We start from the raw sequence: 17,637 nt of genomic DNA, 5'->3' as shown, positions 1-17,637 counted from the left end.
CCGCGCCATGGAACAGAACCGTCCGCTCACGCTCCTGGTCTGCGCCCTCGGCGGCGAAGGCGGCGGCGTGCTCACCGAATGGCTGGTGGACATCGCCCGCCATGCCGGCTACGCCGCGCAGAGCACGTCGATCCCCGGCGTGGCGCAGCGCACCGGCGCCACCACTTACTACATCGAGGTGTTCCCCGTGCCGCTCGCGCAGCTCGGCGGCAGGCGCCCGGTGTTCAGCCTGAGCCCGGTGCCGGGCGCGCTCGATGCGATCGTGTCGTCGGAACTGCTCGAGACCGCGCGGCAGATCGGCAACGGCATGAGCGCACCGTTGCGCACGCTGGTCATCAGTTCCTCGGCACGCATCTTCACCACCGCCGAGCGCATGGAACCCGGCGATGGACGCGCCGATGCGCAACGGCTTGTCGATGTGGTCAAGGCCTTCAGCCGCGAGCACCATGTGTTCGACATGAATGCCATCGCGCGCGACAGCGGCACCGTGGTCAGCGCAGTGATGCTGGGCGCCATCGCGGGCAGCGGCCTCTTCCCGTTTCGGCGCGAAGCCTACGAGCATGTGGTGCGCGGCGGCGACACGAGCGCGCCCGAGAAGCTCAACAAGATGGCCGCCGCCAGCCTGCGCGGCTTCGCGGCCGCCTTCGATGCGGTGAGCGCACCTCGCACCCAGGCGGCCTTCGTGAACAGCGTGATGGCCGGCGACACCGCCGACGCACCACCGCCGGCATGTGCGCTGCCCGACGAACTGGCACGCCGCTTTCCACCCGCCGTGCACGACATGCTCACGCTCGGCCATGCGCGCGTGCTCGACTACCAGGACGCCGCCTACGCGAAGCTGTACGCCGAGCGGCTGGCCCAGGTGCTCGATGCCGAGCGCACCGCCGATCCGGCCGGCGCCCACGGCTTTGCTGTCACCCGCGAAACCGCGCGCTGGCTCGCGCTGTGGATGGCCTTCGACGACATCGTGCGCGTGGCCGCGCTCAAGGGCCGTGCGAGCCGGGCGCAGCGCGTGCGGCAGGAAGTGCGCGCTGGCGACGACGACATCGTGAAGGTCTACGACCACTTCAAGCCCGGCACCGCCGAGTTCGCCGCGCTGCTGCCGCCCGCGCTGTCGCGCCGCGTGACCGCGTGGGACCGCGGGCGGCAAGCGCGTGGCCTTGCGCCATGGGCATTGCCGCTCAAGGTGGGCAGCCACTCGGTCCTGGGCATGGCGTCGCTGCGCCTGCTGTCGTCGCTCAAGTGGCTGCGCCGGCGCGGCAGCCGCTTCGCCGAAGAGCAGGCACTGATCGAACGCTGGCTCGCGGCCGTGGAAGCCGGCACACGCGAAACCTGGGCGCTGGGGCACGAGCTCGCGCTGTGCGGCCGGCTCATCAAGGGCTACGGCAGCACCAACGAACGCGGCAAGGAGAACCTGCTGCACATGACCGGCCATCTCGCGGCGCAGCCCGGCGTGGCGCCGGCGGCGCGCGCGCAGGCCATCTCGGCGGCGCGCACGGCCGCGCTCGCCGACGATGCCGGCCGCGCGCTCGACGCTGCGCTGGTGGCGCACGGCGCGCCCGCCCGCCCGGTCAAGGCCCAGCCCATCCGCTGGATGAAGCGCAAGCCCACCGGCGGCGCCTGAAGCGAGACGCGCCGCAATGCCGCTGCTCAACGTCGACGACTACCGGCGCCGCGCGCGCCGGGTGCTGCCGCGTCTGGTGTTCGACTATGTCGATGGCGGCGCGGAAGACGAACGCTGCCTGCAGCGCAACCGCGACGCGCTGGAACAGTTGCCGCTGATTCCCGAATGCCTTCGCGATACCAGTGCGATGGACATCGGCATCGAACTCTTCGGCCGCCGCTGGCGCGCGCCCTTCGCGGTCGCCCCCATCGGACTGGCCGGCCTCGTGCGCCCCGGCGCCGACAAGCTGCTGGCCGGCGCCGCCCAGGCCGCGGGCGTGCCTTTCATACTCTCGACCGCATCGAACTCACGCATCGAGGACGTGCGCGCAGCCGCGCCCGATGCAGCGTTGTGGATGCAGCTCTATGTGATGGGCGAGCGCGCCATCGCCGAGCGCATCGTGCGGCGGGCGCGCGCCGTGGGTTTCGAGGCTTTGGTGCTCACGGTGGACGTACCGGTCAGCGGGCTGCGCGAGCGCGACCTGCGCCACGGCTTTCGCGTGCCGATGCGGCTCACGCCCGGCACCGTGCTGAACATGGCGCGGCATCCCGGCTGGCTGCTGCGGCTCGCACGAGGCGGCATGCCGCGGTTCGAGAACCTGCTGCCCGGTGCGGACGAGGCGCCCGTCTCCGCCCAGGCCCAGGCTGCCCTGCTCTCGCGCACCATGGACCGCACGCTCACCTGGGAGAGTCTCGGCTGGCTGCGCAAGCTGTGGGACGGCCCCCTGCTCATCAAGGGCCTGCTGGGTGCGGAAGACGCCAAGCGCGCCGTGCGCCATGGCGCCGACGGCATCGTGGTCTCCAACCACGGCGGCCGGCAGCTCGATGCGGCGCCCGCCAGCATCGCCGCGCTGCCGCGCATCGTCGACGCGGTCGGCGGGCGCATTCCGGTGCTGGTCGACGGCGGCATGCGGCGCGGCAGCGACGTGGTGAAAGCGCTGGTGCTCGGCGCCAGCGGCACGCTGGTCGGCCGCGCGCCGGTCTACGGGCTGGCCTGCGGGGGCGAACAAGGCGCGCTCGCCGTGCTGCAACTGCTGGCGCAGGAAACCGAACGCACGATGACCTTGCTGGGCGCCACGCAGGTGCACGAACTGGGCCCGCGCCACGTCGATCGGCCCGGGTTCCGTTCGCCTTCCGAACAAGCCGCGAGCGTTCCGGGCCTGAAGGAAAACACGCTCGGGAAAGCCTCCATATACCCGGCGCACGCGACTGCCTAGATTGCGGCAACCAGTTCAAACACATAACGAAGGAGACCATGACCACCATCCGCCACCCCCACCGCTCCAGGGCCCGCGCCCTGGCCCTGAGCGCCGCCACCGCCGTGCTCGTGATCGGCACGCCCGCCGTACAGGCGCAGGACAAGCCCGTGCAGATCAAGCTGTCGAGCTGGGTGCCGGCGCAGCATCCGCTCAACCCTGCCCTGCAGGCCTGGGCCGACGACATCAAGAAGGAATCGAACGGCAGCATCACCGCGATCCTGTTTCCCTCGGAGCAGCTGGGCAAGGCCTTCGACCACTACGACATGGCGCGCGACGGCATCGCGGACTTCTCGTACGTGAACCCGGGCTACCAGCCGGGCCGCTTTCCGGTGATGGCGGGTGCGTCGCTGCCCTTCCTGTTCGCCAACGGCAAGGAAGGCTCGGCCGCCATCGATGCCTGGTACCGCAACTACGCGGCCAAGGAAATGAAGGACGTGAAGTACTGCTTCGCTTTCGTGCACGACCCCGGCACCTTCCACTCGCGCAAGAAGATCACGCTGCCCACCGACATCAAGGGCATGAAGGTGCGCCCGGCCACCAGCACCGTGGGCCAGCTGATCACCTCGCTGGGCGGCACCAACGTGCAGGCCTCGGCACCGGAGTCGCGCGACATGCTCGAGCGCGGCGTGGCCGATGCGATCACCTTCCCGTGGGGATCGATCGGCCTCTTCGGCATCGACAAGGTGGTGAAGTACCACATGGATGCGCCGCTGTACGTCACGCCTTTCGTCTGGGTGATGAACAAGGGCAAGTACGACGCGATGTCCGCCGGGCAGAAGAAGGTGATCGACGACCACTGCACCAGCGAATGGGCGCAGAAGGTGGCCGGACCGTGGGCGGACTTCGAGTTCGGCGGGCGCGCGAAGATCGCGGCGCAATCGGGCCACGAGGTCTACAAGCTCACGCCGGAACAACTCGATGCATGGCGCAAGGCGGCCGCACCATCGGAAACGCAATGGGCCGAGAGCGTGAAGAAGGCGGGCGAAGACCCGAAGGCGGTGATGGATGCGCTGAAGGCCAGCCTCGCCAAGAACAAGTCGGCGCTCTGAGCGATGGCTGCCCGGTCCGCCAGCTACATGGACCGCGCGATCAACACGATTGAATGGCTTGCCGCCATCTTCGTGGGGATCGTCGCGCTCAACATCTTCGCGGCCGTGGTGCTGCGCAAGTTCTTCGACGCCTCGATCCCCGACGCCTACGACTTCGGCCGCATGCTGCTGGGCATCCTGATCTTCTGGGGCATCGCGGCCACCAGCTACCGGGGCGGCCACATCACGGTCGACCTGGTGTGGACCGCGGCAGGCCCGCGCATGAAGCGCGTGATCGACGTGTTCGCCACGCTGGTGCTGCTGTTCGTGGTGGCGGTGCAGACCGCGATGCTGTTCGACAAGGTGCGCGGCACCTACGTGGACAACGTGCTGACCTACGACATGAACATTCCCACCTGGCCGTTCTACGCGGTGGCGTGGTTCGGCGACGTGTGCGCGGTGCTGCTGATCGCCATTCGCACGTATCGCTTGATCTTTCACCCCGAGCAGCTCGAAGAAGTTCACGCTGAACAGAAAGCCGACGAATGAGCCCCGATGCGATTGCAGTCCTGGGCTTCGTCGCCCTCTTCGCGTTGATGCTGTTGCGCGTGCCGGTCGGCATGGCCATGGGCCTCGTGGGGGTCGCCGGCTACAGCTACCTCGTGGGCCCCGGGCCCGCGCTGAAGCTGGTGGGCCAGACCTCCATGCGCACCGTGACCGACTACACCTTCGGCGTGATCCCGATGTTCATGCTGATGGGTGCGCTGGTGTCGGTGTCGGGCGTGAGCCGCGAACTCTTCAAGGCCGCCAACTCGATGATCGGCCACATGCGCGGCGGCCTGGGCGTCGCCACCGTGGTGGCCTGCGGCGGCTTCGCGGCGATCTGCGGCTCGTCGGTGGCCACGGCCGCCACGTTCTCGGCGGTGGCGTATCCGGAGATGCGGCGCTTCAACTATCCGCAGTCGTTCTCCACCGGGGTGATCGCCGCGGGCGGCACGCTGGGCGCGATATTGCCGCCATCGACCGTGCTCGCGGTCTACGCCATCCTCACGCAGCAGGACATCGGCAAGCTCTTCATGGCGGGCATCGTGCCGGGCATCCTCGCGATGGCGATGTATGTGCTGACGATCGCGATCATCGTGAAACTCCGGCCCGACTGGCTGCCCGGCGGCGAAGTCAAGCCCTGGTCGGAACGCTTTAAGGATCTGCGCAACGTGTGGGCGCCGCTGGTGCTGTTCGTGTTCGTGATCGGCGGGCTCTACGGCGGCTTCTTCACGCCGACCGAAGCGGGTGGCGTGGGCGCGAGCGGCGCGTTCATCCTCGGCATCGTCAGGCGCAAGCTCGACGGCCCGAAGATCCGCGAGGCGCTGCTCTCGGCCACGCGCACCGCGGCGGCGGTGTTCACCGTGCTGATCGGCGCGCTCCTGTTCGGCTACTTCCTCACCATCACCCAAAGCCCGCAGAAGCTCACCGAATTCCTCACCGGGTTGGGCATCGGCCGCTACGGCGTGCTCGCGCTCATCATGGTGATGTACCTGGTGCTCGGCTGCCTGATGGATGCGATGGCGATGATCATCCTGACGGTGCCCATCATCTTCCCGGTGATCGTGCACCTGGGGTTCGATCCGATCTGGTTCGGCGTGATCATCGTGATGACGGTGGAGCTGGGGCTCATCCATCCACCGGTGGGGATGAACGTCTTCGTCATCAAGAGCGTGGTGAAGGACGTGAGCTTCACCACCATCTTCAAGGGCGTGCTGCCGTTCATCGTGACGGACATCGTGCGGCTGGTGATCCTGATCGCGTTCCCGGTCATCGCGCTGTGGCTGCCGACGAGAATGGGCTGATGAGTACAGCAGGCAAAGAAATCATCTACACCGCACGCGTCGAGTTCGGCGACTGCGACCCGGCCGGCATCGTCTGGTTTCCCAACTTCTTCCGCTGGATCGATGCGGCCTCGCGGAATTTCTTCGCCGGATGCGGCGTTCCGCGCTGGGAAGAAACAGCCAGGACGATGGGCGTGATCGGCACGCCGCTGGTGGACACGCACACGCGCTTCGTGAAGGCCGCGAGCTACGGCGACACGCTGGAGATCGCGGTGCGCATCACCGAGTGGCGCGACAAGAGCTTCGTGCAGACCTACCGCGTGACGCGCGGCGACGACCTGATCCTCGAATGCGAAGAGGTGCGCATCTTTGCCGCCAAGCGCGATAGCGGGGGCATACGGGCGGTACCGATTCCGCCGACCATTCGCGCGCTCTGCGAATAGCCGGTCAGCGCCCCGCGGCCTGCAGCTTGGCGAGCAGCCCGTCGACACCGCGATCGATCAGGTCGAAAGCTTCGACGAAAGCACGTTGCCCGCCGTACCAGGGATCGGGCACGTCGCCTTCATCGCCCTCGGCGAAGTCGGTGAGCATGTGAATCTTGTGTGCGGTGCCCGCGGGCGCGAGCCGGCGCAGCGCGGCGCAGTGGTGCGCGGTCATGCCGACGATCCAGTCGAAGCGCTCGAAATCGCTGGCGCGAACCTGCCGCGCGCAGTGCGCATGCATCTCGATGCCGCGTCGGCGCGCCTCGGCTACCGAGCGCGGGTCGGGCGGATTGCCGCGCTCCTCGTCGGAGATGGCGGCGCTGTCGACGTCGACGGGCAATCCCGCGAGGCGCGCCTTGTGCAGCAGGAGCGCATGGGCGGTGGGCGAACGGCAGATATTGCCGGTGCAGATGAAGAGGACAGCGGGTTTCGTCATCGGTATGAAAGCCTGTTGAAAGGTTGCAGCGCGGGCCGAGGCGGAATCGCAACAACGAGGCGATAACGACCCTGCTGGCATTGCAGGACAAGCGCGAAAAGGTTGACGCTCATTGTGACGCGGTGCAACAATCCTGCATCTTTACTTCGGAGCCCCGTGCGTGGACAGTGCCAGTTGGATCAGTGACAAGACGCGTGCCTCGGCAGGCGTGACACATCCGGCCCTCTAGCGCAGGCTCTCCCGCGCTGTGGCCGCCGTGCACGCAGCGTGACCCGTTCGCCAATCAGGCAAGCGGCTCTCCCCTTCCGAATTCCGTCGTTCTTCGTCACTGACTTTTTCAGTCAGCTTGCGTGTCCGTGCGCGAGGCCCTTCAATCGCGAAGGAGCCTTGTCATGCGTCAATTCCCAACCCGTCAGCCGCAGCAACAGCAGCCGATGCAGCAACCCGTTCGCCCTGCGGCGCACGTGCCTGCACGCGCGGTCACGGCGCAAGACGCCGAGAACGAAACGCTGGACCGGGCCGCCGCGCTCTGGACCACCCGGCGCATCCGCAGCTTCTTCCTGCTGCTCGACCAGCCACTGCGCGCAGCGCAGCGCTGAGGCCCGGCCGCACACGACGAAGGAGGCCTTCCATGGACCCCGCCCCTCATCGGCGCCCTTGCGCGCCCCACCCGTTCCTGTCAATTGCAAATGTGCAGCGCGCCGTGCTGCGGAGGGACTCGCACGTCTGATGGATTGACGCGTGGGCGTTCTTCTCCTGCCCGGCCTGCGCCGCGAGGAGAAAAAATGAAGAACGTCCTGAAATCCTTTTTCGAGAGCTTCCTGCGCAGCCGTCACATGCTGCATCACTTCGAGCGCTGGCAGACCATGCTGGGCTCGAAACCCGTCGGCGTGGCCTCGGCCAGCATGCCACCCGACATCGCCAGGGCACTGGCCGCGGCCTCGCGCACCGATGCGGGCGAGATGCTCGCCAGGCTCGACAGCTCGCCGCGCGGCCTGAGCGAAGGCCACGCCCAGGTGCTGCGCAAGCGCCTGGGCAGCAACGAGGTGCGCCACGAGCAGCCGCTGCCGTGGTGGTCGCACCTCTGGCAGTGCTACCGCAATCCGTTCAACCTGCTGCTGACGGTGCTGGCGCTGATCTCCTACGTGACGGAGGACATGAAGGCCACGCTCGTGATCGGGAGCATGGTGGTGCTCTCGACGGTGCTGCGCTTCCTGCAGGAGACGCGCTCCAACAAGGCCGCCGACCGGCTCAAGGCGATGGTGAGCAATACCTCCACGGTGCTGCGGCCCGCGCCGGGGCGCAAGGCCGGCGCGGCGGGCGACGAGGGCGTCGACGCCACGCACGCGGGCACGGTGCGCGTGGAGGTGCCGATGCGCGACCTGGTACCAGGCGAAGTGATCGCGCTCTCGGCCGGCGACATGATCCCGGCCGACTGCCGGGTACTGACCGCCAAGGACCTGTTCATCAGCCAGTCGGCATTGACCGGCGAAGCCATGCCTGTCGAGAAGTTCGCCGTCGATCGCGGCGACCACGAGGCCGGCGTGCTCGAACGCGAGAACCTGCTCTTCATGGGCACCAACGTGATCAGCGGCACCGCCACCGCGCTGATCGTGCACACCGGCGACCGCACCTTCTTCGGCGCCCTCGCGCAGCGCGTGACCGCCACGGATCGCGGCACCAGCGCCTTCCAGGCGGGCATCAACCGCGTGAGCTGGGTGCTGATCCGCTTCATGCTGGTGATGGCGCCGCTGGTGCTGGTGATCAACGGCGTGGCCAAGGGCGACTGGTGGGAAGCGGCGCTGTTCGCGCTGTCGATCGCCGTCGGCCTCACGCCCGAGATGCTGCCGATGATCGTGACCGCCACGCTCGCCAAGGGCGCGGTCGTGATGTCGCGCCAGAAGGTGATCGTCAAGCGGCTGGAAGCCATCCACAACTTCGGCGCGATGGACGTGCTGTGCACCGACAAGACCGGCACGCTGACGCAGGACCGCATCGTGCTGGAGCGCCACACCAACGCGTGGGGCGAGGGCTCGAACCATGTGCTGCAGCTTGCGTACCTGAACAGCTTTCACCAGACGGGTTTGAAGAACCTGCTCGACAAGGCGGTGCTCAACCACGCCGAGATGCAACCAGAGACGCGGCTGCAGACGGCCTACCGCAAGATCGACGAAGTGCCCTTCGACTTCTCGCGCCGCCGCATGTCGGTGGTGGTGGAGAACGGCGGCAGCGAGCACCTCTTGATCTGCAAGGGCGCGCTCGAAGAGATCCTGTCGGTGTGCACGTCGGTCGAACGGGGTGCCGAGGTGCTGTCGCTCGATGCGGAGCTGCTTGCGCGCATCCACAGCGTGGCCTCGGAGCTGAACCAGCAGGGCCTGCGCGTGGTGGCCGTGGCGAGCCGCACGCTGGCCGCTGAAGCACGCAAGGCCGCCTACAGCGTGGCCGATGAATCGGGGCTCACGCTGCTGGGCTACGTGGCCTTTCTCGATCCGCCGAAGGAATCCACCGCGCCCGCGCTGCGCGCGCTGGCCGAGCACGGCGTGGCGGTGAAGGTGCTCACCGGCGACAACGAACTGGTCACGCGCAAGGTCTGCGGCGACGTGGGCATCGACGCCGGCCACATCGTGCTCGGCCGCGAGACCGAGGATCTGCGCGACGACGAGCTGCGCGAGCTGGTCGAGCGCCACCAGGTGTTCGCCAAGCTCACGCCCGCGCACAAGGAGCGCATCGTCCACGCGCTGCATGCCAACGGACATGTGGTGGGCTTCATGGGCGACGGCATCAACGACGCACCGGCACTGCGCGCCGCGGACATCGGCATCTCGGTGGACGGCGCGGTGGACGTGGCCAAGGAGTCGGCCGACATCATCCTGCTGGAAAAGAGCCTGATGGTGCTGGAGCAAGGCGTGGTCGAGGGCCGCCGCACCTTCGCCAACATGCTCAAGTACATCAAGCTCACCGCGAGCTCGAACTTCGGCAATGTGTTCTCGGTGCTGGTGGCGAGCGCGTTCCTTCCCTTCCTGCCGATGTTGCCGCTGCACCTGCTGGTGCAGAACCTGCTGTACGACGTGTCGCAGATCGCGATTCCGTTCGACAACGTGGACGAGGAATTCCTCAAGTCGCCGCAGCGCTGGAACCCGGCGGACCTCGGGCGCTTCATGGTGTTCTTCGGGCCGCTGAGCTCGGTGTTCGACCTGCTGACCTACACGGTGATGTGGTTCGTGTTCTCGGCCAACACGGTGGAGCACCAGACGCTGTTCCAGTCGGGCTGGTTCATCGAGGGGCTGCTGTCGCAGACGCTGATCGTTCACCTGATCCGCACCCGCAAGATCCCGTTCCTGCAAAGCCGCGCGGCATGGCCGCTGCTGGCGATGGGCGCCGCCATTGCCGCGGTGGGCATCTGGCTGCCGATGGGGCCGCTCGCGCACTACTTCAAGCTGCAGGCGCTGCCGCTGACTTACTTTCCGTGGCTGGTCGCGATGCTGGTGGGGTATGCGGTGCTGACGCAGACGGTGAAGGGGTGGTATGGGCGGCGGTATGGGTGGCAGTGAGTTTCCTGTTCAGGGCGTGTGCACAGGCCACCGGGTACTCCCCTCCGCGAATGTCCCCCGGGGCTTCGCCCCTCCTCCTTGATTTCGCTGCGGGGAGCACCCGATGCCCTGTGCACCGGGGCACGCTGCTGGTAATCGGCGATCAACGACCGCTCTGAAGCGCTCACGCTGATGGTGGGTTCTGTTTCGCGAAATCAAGGGGGAGGCCGCAGGCCGGAGGACATTCGCGAAACAGAGCCCACCGTCGGCGTGAGTGCCGCCCTGAACAAAGCTACATGCAGATGACACCCAAGCCCTGCAAACTGAGCGCAAAACATCGAAAGACATCTGATGCAAGCCATCCAGAACTTCAACCTGCCTTCGCTGCTCGACACCTTCGTCAGCGTGGCGGTCGCCTTCACCCTCGGCTCGCTGATCGGCCTGGAGCGCCAGATACGGCAGCGCGCCGCGGGCCTGCGCACCAACACGCTCGTGGCAGTGGGTGCCGCTGTGTTCGTGGATATGGCGAATCGCCTGCACGGCCACGATGGGGCCGTGCACGTGGCAGCCTATGTGGTCTCGGGCATCGGCTTTCTTGGGGCGGGCGCGATCATGAAGGAAGGCACCAACATCACGGGCCTGAACACGGCGGCCACGCTGTGGGGGTCGGCGGCGGTGGGGGCCTGCGCGGGGGCGGACCTGATCGGCGAGGCGATGATCGCGGCGCTGTTCGTGCTGGCCAGCAACACGCTGCTGCTGCCGGTGGTCAACCGCATCAACCGCCGCCCGATCAATGAAGAATCGAGCGAGGCGACCTACACGGTGCGGGTGATCTGCTCGCGCGCGGCGCGGCCCGAGGTGATGGACCAGCTCCTACTGTTGCTGGAAGCCGCGAACTACCCGGTGCGCGATGTCGACCAGCACGCCTTCGGGCCCGCCGACACGGAGATCGAAGCAACGCTGTATGCCACCGCGGTCGAGCCCTTGGAGCTCGACCAGGTGATCACGGAACTCGAAGCGCTCGAAGGCGTCCAGCAAGCTTTCTGGAACGCCAGCGCCGACGATTGATTAAACGCCGAGGATCGACACCGCCTTGGTGTTCAGATAGGCCTCAAGCGCCTCGGGGCCGCCTTCCGAACCGTAGCCCGAATCCTTCACGCCGCCGAACGGCATTTCGGGCGACGGGGTGGCGGGCTGGTTGATCCACAGCATGCCGAGCTCGAGCTTCTGGCTCAGCAGGTGCGCGCTCTTGATCGACTTGGTGAAGGCGTAGCCGGCCAGGCCGAACGGCAGGCGGTTGGCTTCGGCGATGGCTTCTTCGAGCGTGTCGAAACCGCGGATCGCTGCGATGGGGCCGAAGGGTTCGTTGTTGAACACGTCGGCGTCCAGCGGCACGTCGGTCAGCACGGTGGGGGCGAAGAAGTTGCCGGTGTCGCCGATGCGCTCGCCGCCGGCAGCCACGGTGGCGCCCTTCTTGCGCGCGTCTTCCAGCACGTGGGCCATGGCCGTGAGGCGGCGTGCGTTGGCCAGCGGGCCGATGGTCGTGCCTTCGGCAAGGCCGTCGCCGAGCTTCAGGCCTTCGGTGTACTTGACCAGCGTGCGGGCGAATTCTTCGCGCAGGCTGTTGTGCACCAGGAAGCGCGTGGGCGAAATGCAGACCTGGCCCGCATTGCGGAATTTGGCGGCGCCGGCGGCCTTGACGGCCAGGGCGACGTCGGCGTCTTCAGCGACGATCACCGGGGCGTGGCCGCCCAGTTCCATCGTGACGCGCTTCATGTGCGAACCGGCCAGTGCGGCCAGTTGCTTGCCGACGGGGGTCGAGCCGGTGAAGGTGACCTTGCGGATGATCGGGTGGGCGATCAGGTAGTTCGAGATTTCGGCGGGGTTGCCGAACACGAGGCCCACGGTGCCGGGCGGGATGCCGGCGTCGACGAAGGCCTGCAGCAGCGCGGCAGGCGATGCCGGGGTTTCTTCGGGCGCCTTCACCAGGAACGAGCAGCCGGTGGCGAGGGCTGCGCCGAGCTTGCGGACGATCTGGTTGATCGGGAAGTTCCACGGCGTGAACGCGGCGACGGGGCCCAGCGGCTCCTTCAGCACGAGCTGCTGCGCGGCCAGGTTGCGCGAGGGCACGATGCGGCCGTAGACGCGGCGGCCTTCGTCGGCGAACCATTCGATGATGTCGGCGGCAGCCAGGGTTTCGCCCTTGGCTTCGGCCAGCGGCTTGCCCTGCTCTTGCGTCAGCAGCTTGGCGATGTCGCCCGCGCGTTCGCGGATGAGGCCGGCGGCGCGGCGCATGACGGCGGCGCGTTCGTTGGCGGGGGTGTTGCGCCACTTGTCGAAGCCGCGTTGGGCGGCGGCCAGGGCGCGGTCCAGGTCGGCGATGCTGGCATGCGCCACCTTGCCGATGACCTTGCCGGTGGCGGGGTTCACGACGTCCAGCGTCTTGCCGCCGGTGGCATCGACCCATTCGTTGTCGATCAGCAGGCGGGTGTCGGTGTAGGTAACGGTCATGGCGAACTTTTCCTTCGGGGACTGGATGATGAAAAGGGGAAATCTGGGTGTGCGCGGCGCGGCACCGGAGGTGCGCATGCGACAGCGGCGGCAAAGCGCCGCCGGGTGCATAGATTAACCCGAGTTCACAAATGTCGCCGGGGCCCGGAAATCGCCCTTTTCCCCCGGCACGGGCCTCATTACAGAATCAGCAGCGCCCTGAAATCATTGACGTTGGTGTTCGTCGGCCCCGTCACGAACAGGTCGCCGATGGCGTCGAAGTAGCCGTAGGCGTCGTTGCGGTCGAGGTGATCGGACAGCTTCCTGCCCTGCGCCGTGGCGCGCGCCAGGGTGTCGGGCGTGACGAAGGCGCCGGCGTTGTCTTCCACGCCGTCGATGCCGTCGGTGTCGGCCGCCAGCGCCCACACATCCGGCTGGCCCATGAGCGCACCGGCCAGGCCCATGCAGAACTCGCCGGCCCGCCCGCCCCGGCCCTTGGCCTGGCCCGGCTGGCGCGGGCGGATCGTGACCGTGGTCTCGCCGCCCGAAAGAATGACGCAGGGCCGCGCGAACGGCTGGCCGCGGTGGGCCACGGCGCGGGCCAGCGCGGCATGCACCTTGCCGACTTCGCGCGATTCGCCTTCGATCTCGTCGCTGAGGATGTGCGCCTCGATGCCCGCCTCGCGCGCCGCCTGGGCCGCCGCTTCGAGCGACTGCTGGGGCGTGGCGATCATGTGCGTCTCGTGGCCGGTGAAGGCCTTGTCGCCGGGCTTGGGCGTTTCGAGCTCGCCGCTTTGGAGCTGGGCGCGCACGGGCGCAGGCACTTCGATGCCGTAGCGGTCGAGGATGGCCAGCGCATCGGCGCAGGTGGTCGCATCGGGCACCGTGGGGCCGCTCGCGATGACGGCCGCATCGTCGCCCGGCACGTCGCTGATGGTGAGCGTCACCACGCGCGCCGGCGCACAGGCCGCTGCAAGACGGCCGCCCTTGATGCGCGAGAGGTGCTTGCGCACGCAGTTCATCTCGCCGATGCCGGCGCCGCTGTCGAGCAGTTGCTTGTTGATGCGCTGCTTGTCGGCCAGCGTGAGGCCTTCGGCGGGCAGCACCAGCAGCGACGAGCCGCCGCCGGAGATCAGGCACAGCACGAGGTCGTCGGCCGTGAGGCCTTGCGTGAGCGCGAGGATGCGCTCGGCGGCCTGCTGCCCGGCCTCATCGGGCACAGGGTGCGCGGCTTCGACCAGTTCGATGCGCTGCGGCACGCCTTCGGGGCGCGGCGGAATGTGGTCGTAGCGGGTGACGACGAGGCCCGAGAGCGGCGCATCGGCCGGCCACAGGGCTTCGAGCGCCTGCACCATCGAGCCGCCTGCCTTGCCGGCGCCCAGCACCAGCGTGCGCCCCTTGGGTGGCTTGGGCAGGTGGGCGCCCAGCGTGGACAGCGGCAGCGCGCGGTCCACCGCCACGCGGTACAGGTGTTCGAGGAAGGCGCGCGGGGTTTCGCGCGGATCGGGCGCGGGCCCGAAGGACGAGGTCGATGCGGTCATGGCTTGCGTTGTCTCCATCCGGCGATTGTGCGGGGGGCGGTGCGCCGCCCTCTTGACCGCGGTCTAGTTTGTCGTCTTGGCGCCGGCCTGGAACCAGCGGCTGATGAGCGCCCGCTCGTCATCGGTGATACCGGTCGCGTTGTTCATCGGCATGATCTTGGTGACCACCACCTGCTGATAGATCGCCTGCGCATGCGCAGTCACCTGCTCGGGCGAATCGACGCGCACGTTCTTCATCTGCACGGCCGCGCCGTGGCACATGAAGCAGCGCTGCTCCAGCACCTTCTGCACATCGGCATAGGCGACGGCGGGCGCTGCCGCGGCAGCCACCGGAGCCGCAGCGGGCTCGGGCTTCATCCAGACGATGGTCAGGCCCAGCACCACGATGCCGACCAGCGCATACGGCAGCGGGTTGCCCGCATTGCCGAGCTTGAAGCGGTGGCGCACCACGAAGAACTGCCGGATGGCCGCGCCGCCGAGCATGATCAGCAGCAGCACCACCCAGTTGTACTTGTGCGTGTAGGTGAAGCTGTAGTGGTTGCTCAGCATCGCGAACAGCACCGGCAGCGTGAAGTAGGTGTTGTGCACGCTGCGCTGCTTGCCGCGCTGGCCGTGCACCGGGTCGACCGGCCTGCCTTCGCGCAGGGCCACCACGTTCTTGCGCTGGCCCGGGATGATCCAGAAGAACACGTTGCCGCTCATCGTCGTGGCCATCATGGCGCCCACGAGCAGGAAGGCCGCGCGGCCCGCGAACCACTGGCAGGCCAGCCAGGTCGCGAAGACGATGAAGATCGCGATCAGCACGCCGACGATGGTGTCGCCGTTCTTGCGGCGGCCGAAGATCTGGCAGATGCCGTCGTAGACCATCCAGAACACCACGAAGAAAGCGAGCGCCACGGCGATGGCGGCGCCGGGCTGCCAGTCCATTTTCGACTTGTCGATGAGGTAGGTGCTCGCGTTCCACAGGTACGACATCGTGAAGAGCGTGAACCCGGTGATCCAGGTGGAGTAACTCTCCCAGTACGACCAGTGCAGGTGGTCCGGCAGCTTCTTGGGCGCCAACGCGTACTTCTGCATGTTGTAGAAGCCGCCGCCGTGCACGGCCCACTGCTCGCCGCCCACGCCTTTATCGAGCGATTCCTGGTCCTGCGGCTTCTCGAGGCTGTTGTCCAGCATCACGAAGTAGAAGGAAGCGCCGATCCAGGCGATGGCGGTGATGACGTGGACCCAGCGCAGCAGCAGGTTGGCCCAGTCGAGGTAATAGCTTTCCATTGGATGCTCTCTCAACCCGGTCGGCGCGTGAGGACACCGAGACGGGGTTTCAGCCTGCTCACCACTGCGGGCGCTGTAAGCAGAGAAAGTGCCGCGAACGCAGGCTCCATGAAATGGGCCTCGCTCCGCTGCGGCTTGTTGTGGACCGAAAGTGTATACAGTTTTATCAAGGAATAGGGGGATTTTCTTCAGGCAAAGCACTGAAAACCCTCGCTGTGCGACCGAAGCAAGCTCCATTCCAGAAACACCGCGGAACCGGCTTTGCCGGGCCGCTGGTGTTGCCCCCGGTAGGGGGTTGGCGAAGCGACACGCAGTGCCGCGCAGCCTGGGGGCGAGTCATATGCTCAACAACTGTGCCGCCACCGCGACCGCGATCACCTCGGGCTCCTTGCCGGTGATGCCGGGCACGCCGATGGGGCAGGTGATGCGGGCCAGTTCGTCGGCCGTGAAGCCGCGTGCTTCGAGCCGGTGGCTGAAGGTGGCCCACTTGGTCTTGCTGCCGATGAGGCCGATGTAGGGCAGGTCGTCGCGCGTGCGCAGGCGCTTGAGGCAGGCGATGACGATGTCGAGGTCTTCGGCATGGCTGAAGCTCATGATCAGCACGCGACTGCCCGGGGCGAGTGCGGCGACGGCGTCCTGCACGGGTTCGGAATGCTCGGTGTCGATCTGCGCGGGGAGCTCGTCGGGGAAGACGCCGTCGCGGCTGTCGATCCAGCGCACCGAAAACGGCAGCGCGGCGAGCAATCGCGCGAGCGCGGCGCCCACGTGCCCGCCGCCGAACAGCGCCACGGGCTTGAGCTGCGCGACCAGTTCGCGCTGCAACGCCGGTGCATCGGCGGCGGTGATGCGCTGATACGAGAGGAACATCACACCGCCGCAGCATTGGCCCAGGCTGGGGCCGAGCGGGTAGCGCTGGACGCCATCGATGGTGCGCTTGCCAGCGAGCAGTTCGCGCGCTTCCTGCGTGGCCTGGAACTCGAGCTGCCCGCCGCCGATGGTGGCCGTGAGCGCGTCGGCCCACACCGCCATCCACGTGCCGGCCTCGCGCGGCGCCGAGCCCTGCGTGGACTCCACGCGCACCAGCACCGCGTCTTCTTTTCGAAGACGTGCCAGCAATTGATCGACCGCACCGCTCATACCCGATACCTTCGGTTGCCGGGCCCGCGAAGACTCACGGTATAAACCCGGCGATGAATGCCCAGCTTACGCCGCGCCGCCTTGCACTGGCGGCATCCGTTCTTTGTTCCGCCCTCTGGCTCGCCGGCTGCGGAAGCCCAGGGGCTGTTCCCGGCCAGTTGAGCGGCGCCAAGGCCGGTGCATCCGGCACCGTGCCACGCGCATCGAATGCGGCCACTGCGCGCGACTACCGCCGCGATGCCGCGCGCCATGTCTATGACCTCAATCGCTCGCGCATCTACAGCGGGCAAATGCCGCCCATGCTCTACGCGGTCGGTACGCTGCAGGTGAACCTGGACACCGGCGGCAAGGTGGTCTCGATGCACTGGCTGCGCGCGCCGCAGCATGCGCCCGAAGTCATCGCCGAGATCGAGCGCGCCGTGTTGCAGGCCGCGCCCTTCCCGGCCGCGACGCGCCTTGGCGCTGTGACGTGGACCGACACCTGGCTCTGGGACAAGAGCGGTCGATTCCAGCTCGACACGCTCACCGAAGGTCAGCAACAAGGCGACTGACCTCAGGAGCCGCGGTACGTGGAGTAGCTCCACGGGCTCACGAGCAGGGGCACATGGTAGTGCTGGTCGGTGTGTGCCACGCCGAAATCCAGCGACACCTTGTTCAGGAAGTTCGGCTCCGGCAGCTTCACGCCGCGGGCCTTGAAGTAACCCGCCACGTCGAACACCAGCCGGTAGGTACCGACCTTGATCGAGCTGTTGTCATAGAGCGGACCGTCGCTGCGGCCGTCCGAATTCAGCGTGAAGCGCTTCACCAGCGTGGCGGCATCGCCGTCGGTGGTGTACAGCGCCACTTCCATGCCGGCCGCGGGGCCGCCGTGCATCGTGTCCAGTACGTGAGTGCTCAAGCCCATGGGGCGCTCCTTCAAAGATCGAACCTGCGGCTCGAATCGGGTGCGGGAAATTCCGGTGGACAAAAGTGTA

16 protein-coding genes are annotated in these 17,637 nt (G+C 67.5%); 10 read left to right on the top strand and 6 right to left on the bottom strand.

The features are described from left to right. Positions 1–7: 7 nt before the first annotated feature. Genes M2282_RS10030 through M2282_RS10005 form a run of 6 tightly spaced genes read left to right on the top strand, consistent with a single transcriptional unit; the run spans position 8 to position 6,218 of the window. A complete protein-coding gene (locus tag M2282_RS10030; RefSeq protein WP_280808624.1) occupies positions 8–1,624 on the top strand; it encodes an indolepyruvate oxidoreductase subunit beta family protein in 1,617 nt (538 codons plus the stop codon). Between the two features lie 16 nt (positions 1,625–1,640). Next, on the top strand, positions 1,641–2,879 hold the full coding sequence (locus M2282_RS10025) for an alpha-hydroxy acid oxidase (protein WP_280808623.1): 1,239 nt from the start codon (positions 1,641–1,643) through the stop codon (positions 2,877–2,879). A gap of 38 nt (positions 2,880–2,917) precedes the next feature. Beyond that, the gene (locus tag M2282_RS10020) at positions 2,918–3,970 is read left to right on the top strand and encodes a TRAP transporter substrate-binding protein (RefSeq protein WP_280808622.1); all 1,053 of its coding nucleotides are present in this window, start codon (positions 2,918–2,920) and stop codon (positions 3,968–3,970) included. A 3-nt stretch (positions 3,971–3,973) separates the two neighbouring features. Beyond that, the gene (locus M2282_RS10015) at positions 3,974–4,498 is read left to right on the top strand and encodes a TRAP transporter small permease (RefSeq protein ID WP_280808621.1); all 525 of its coding nucleotides are present in this window, start codon (positions 3,974–3,976) and stop codon (positions 4,496–4,498) included. Then, positions 4,495–5,796: a TRAP transporter large permease gene (locus tag M2282_RS10010; RefSeq protein WP_280808620.1), complete on the top strand. Its 1,302-nt coding sequence runs from the start codon at positions 4,495–4,497 to the stop codon at positions 5,794–5,796. The genes M2282_RS10015 and M2282_RS10010 overlap by 4 nt, the downstream gene beginning before the upstream one ends. Beyond that, positions 5,796–6,218 carry an acyl-CoA thioesterase gene (locus tag M2282_RS10005; RefSeq protein ID WP_280808619.1) on the top strand — a complete coding sequence of 141 codons (423 nt, stop codon included), beginning with the start codon at positions 5,796–5,798 and terminating at the stop codon, positions 6,216–6,218. The genes M2282_RS10010 and M2282_RS10005 overlap by 1 nt, the downstream gene beginning before the upstream one ends. 4 nt (positions 6,219–6,222) lie before the next feature. Here M2282_RS10005 and M2282_RS10000 read toward each other — a convergent pair whose 3' ends face one another. Continuing rightward, positions 6,223–6,693, bottom strand: a complete 471-nt coding sequence (locus M2282_RS10000) for a low molecular weight protein-tyrosine-phosphatase (protein ID WP_280808618.1) — start codon at positions 6,691–6,693, stop codon at positions 6,223–6,225. 392 nt (positions 6,694–7,085) lie between these two features. On the opposite strand from M2282_RS10000, the gene M2282_RS09995 reads away from it, so the two are divergent. The 3 genes from M2282_RS09995 to M2282_RS09985 all read left to right on the top strand — a co-directional run bounded on the left by M2282_RS09995 (position 7,086) and on the right by M2282_RS09985 (position 11,291). Continuing rightward, complete coding sequence (locus tag M2282_RS09995; RefSeq protein WP_280808617.1) at positions 7,086–7,292, top strand: hypothetical protein; 207 nt, start codon at positions 7,086–7,088, stop codon at positions 7,290–7,292. A 186-nt stretch (positions 7,293–7,478) separates the two neighbouring features. Then, on the top strand, positions 7,479–10,244 hold the full coding sequence (gene mgtA / locus M2282_RS09990; protein ID WP_280808616.1) for a magnesium-translocating P-type ATPase: 2,766 nt from the start codon (positions 7,479–7,481) through the stop codon (positions 10,242–10,244). A 330-nt stretch (positions 10,245–10,574) separates the two neighbouring features. Beyond that, complete coding sequence (locus M2282_RS09985) at positions 10,575–11,291, top strand: MgtC/SapB family protein (protein WP_280808615.1); 717 nt, start codon at positions 10,575–10,577, stop codon at positions 11,289–11,291. Here M2282_RS09985 and M2282_RS09980 read toward each other — a convergent pair whose 3' ends face one another. From M2282_RS09980 to xdhC, 4 genes are all read right to left on the bottom strand, one after another. Continuing rightward, complete coding sequence (locus M2282_RS09980; protein WP_280808614.1) at positions 11,292–12,734, bottom strand: NAD-dependent succinate-semialdehyde dehydrogenase; 1,443 nt, start codon at positions 12,732–12,734, stop codon at positions 11,292–11,294. Positions 12,735–12,913: 179 nt separating this feature from the next. Then, the gene (locus M2282_RS09975; protein ID WP_280808613.1) at positions 12,914–14,254 is read right to left on the bottom strand and encodes a glycerate kinase type-2 family protein; all 1,341 of its coding nucleotides are present in this window, start codon (positions 14,252–14,254) and stop codon (positions 12,914–12,916) included. Between the two features lie 63 nt (positions 14,255–14,317). Next, complete coding sequence (locus M2282_RS09970) at positions 14,318–15,526, bottom strand: urate hydroxylase PuuD (RefSeq protein WP_280808612.1); 1,209 nt, start codon at positions 15,524–15,526, stop codon at positions 14,318–14,320. Positions 15,527–15,862: 336 nt separating this feature from the next. Beyond that, positions 15,863–16,663, bottom strand: a complete 801-nt coding sequence (gene xdhC / locus M2282_RS09965) for a xanthine dehydrogenase accessory protein XdhC (RefSeq protein ID WP_280808611.1) — start codon at positions 16,661–16,663, stop codon at positions 15,863–15,865. 53 nt (positions 16,664–16,716) lie between these two features. On the opposite strand from xdhC, the gene M2282_RS09960 reads away from it, so the two are divergent. Further along, the gene (locus tag M2282_RS09960) at positions 16,717–17,214 is read left to right on the top strand and encodes a hypothetical protein (protein WP_280808610.1); all 498 of its coding nucleotides are present in this window, start codon (positions 16,717–16,719) and stop codon (positions 17,212–17,214) included. Between the two features lie 2 nt (positions 17,215–17,216). Here the strand turns inward: M2282_RS09960 and uraH are convergent, their stop codons facing one another. Next, a complete protein-coding gene (gene uraH, locus M2282_RS09955) occupies positions 17,217–17,567 on the bottom strand; it encodes a hydroxyisourate hydrolase (protein ID WP_280808609.1) in 351 nt (116 codons plus the stop codon). Positions 17,568–17,637 lie beyond the last annotated feature (70 nt).

Origin of the sequence: Variovorax boronicumulans, from assembly GCF_029892485.1 — a bacterium.
Lineage (GTDB): Bacteria > Pseudomonadota > Gammaproteobacteria > Burkholderiales > Burkholderiaceae_C > Variovorax > Variovorax boronicumulans_B.
This window is presented reverse-complemented; position numbering and strand designations above follow the sequence as displayed.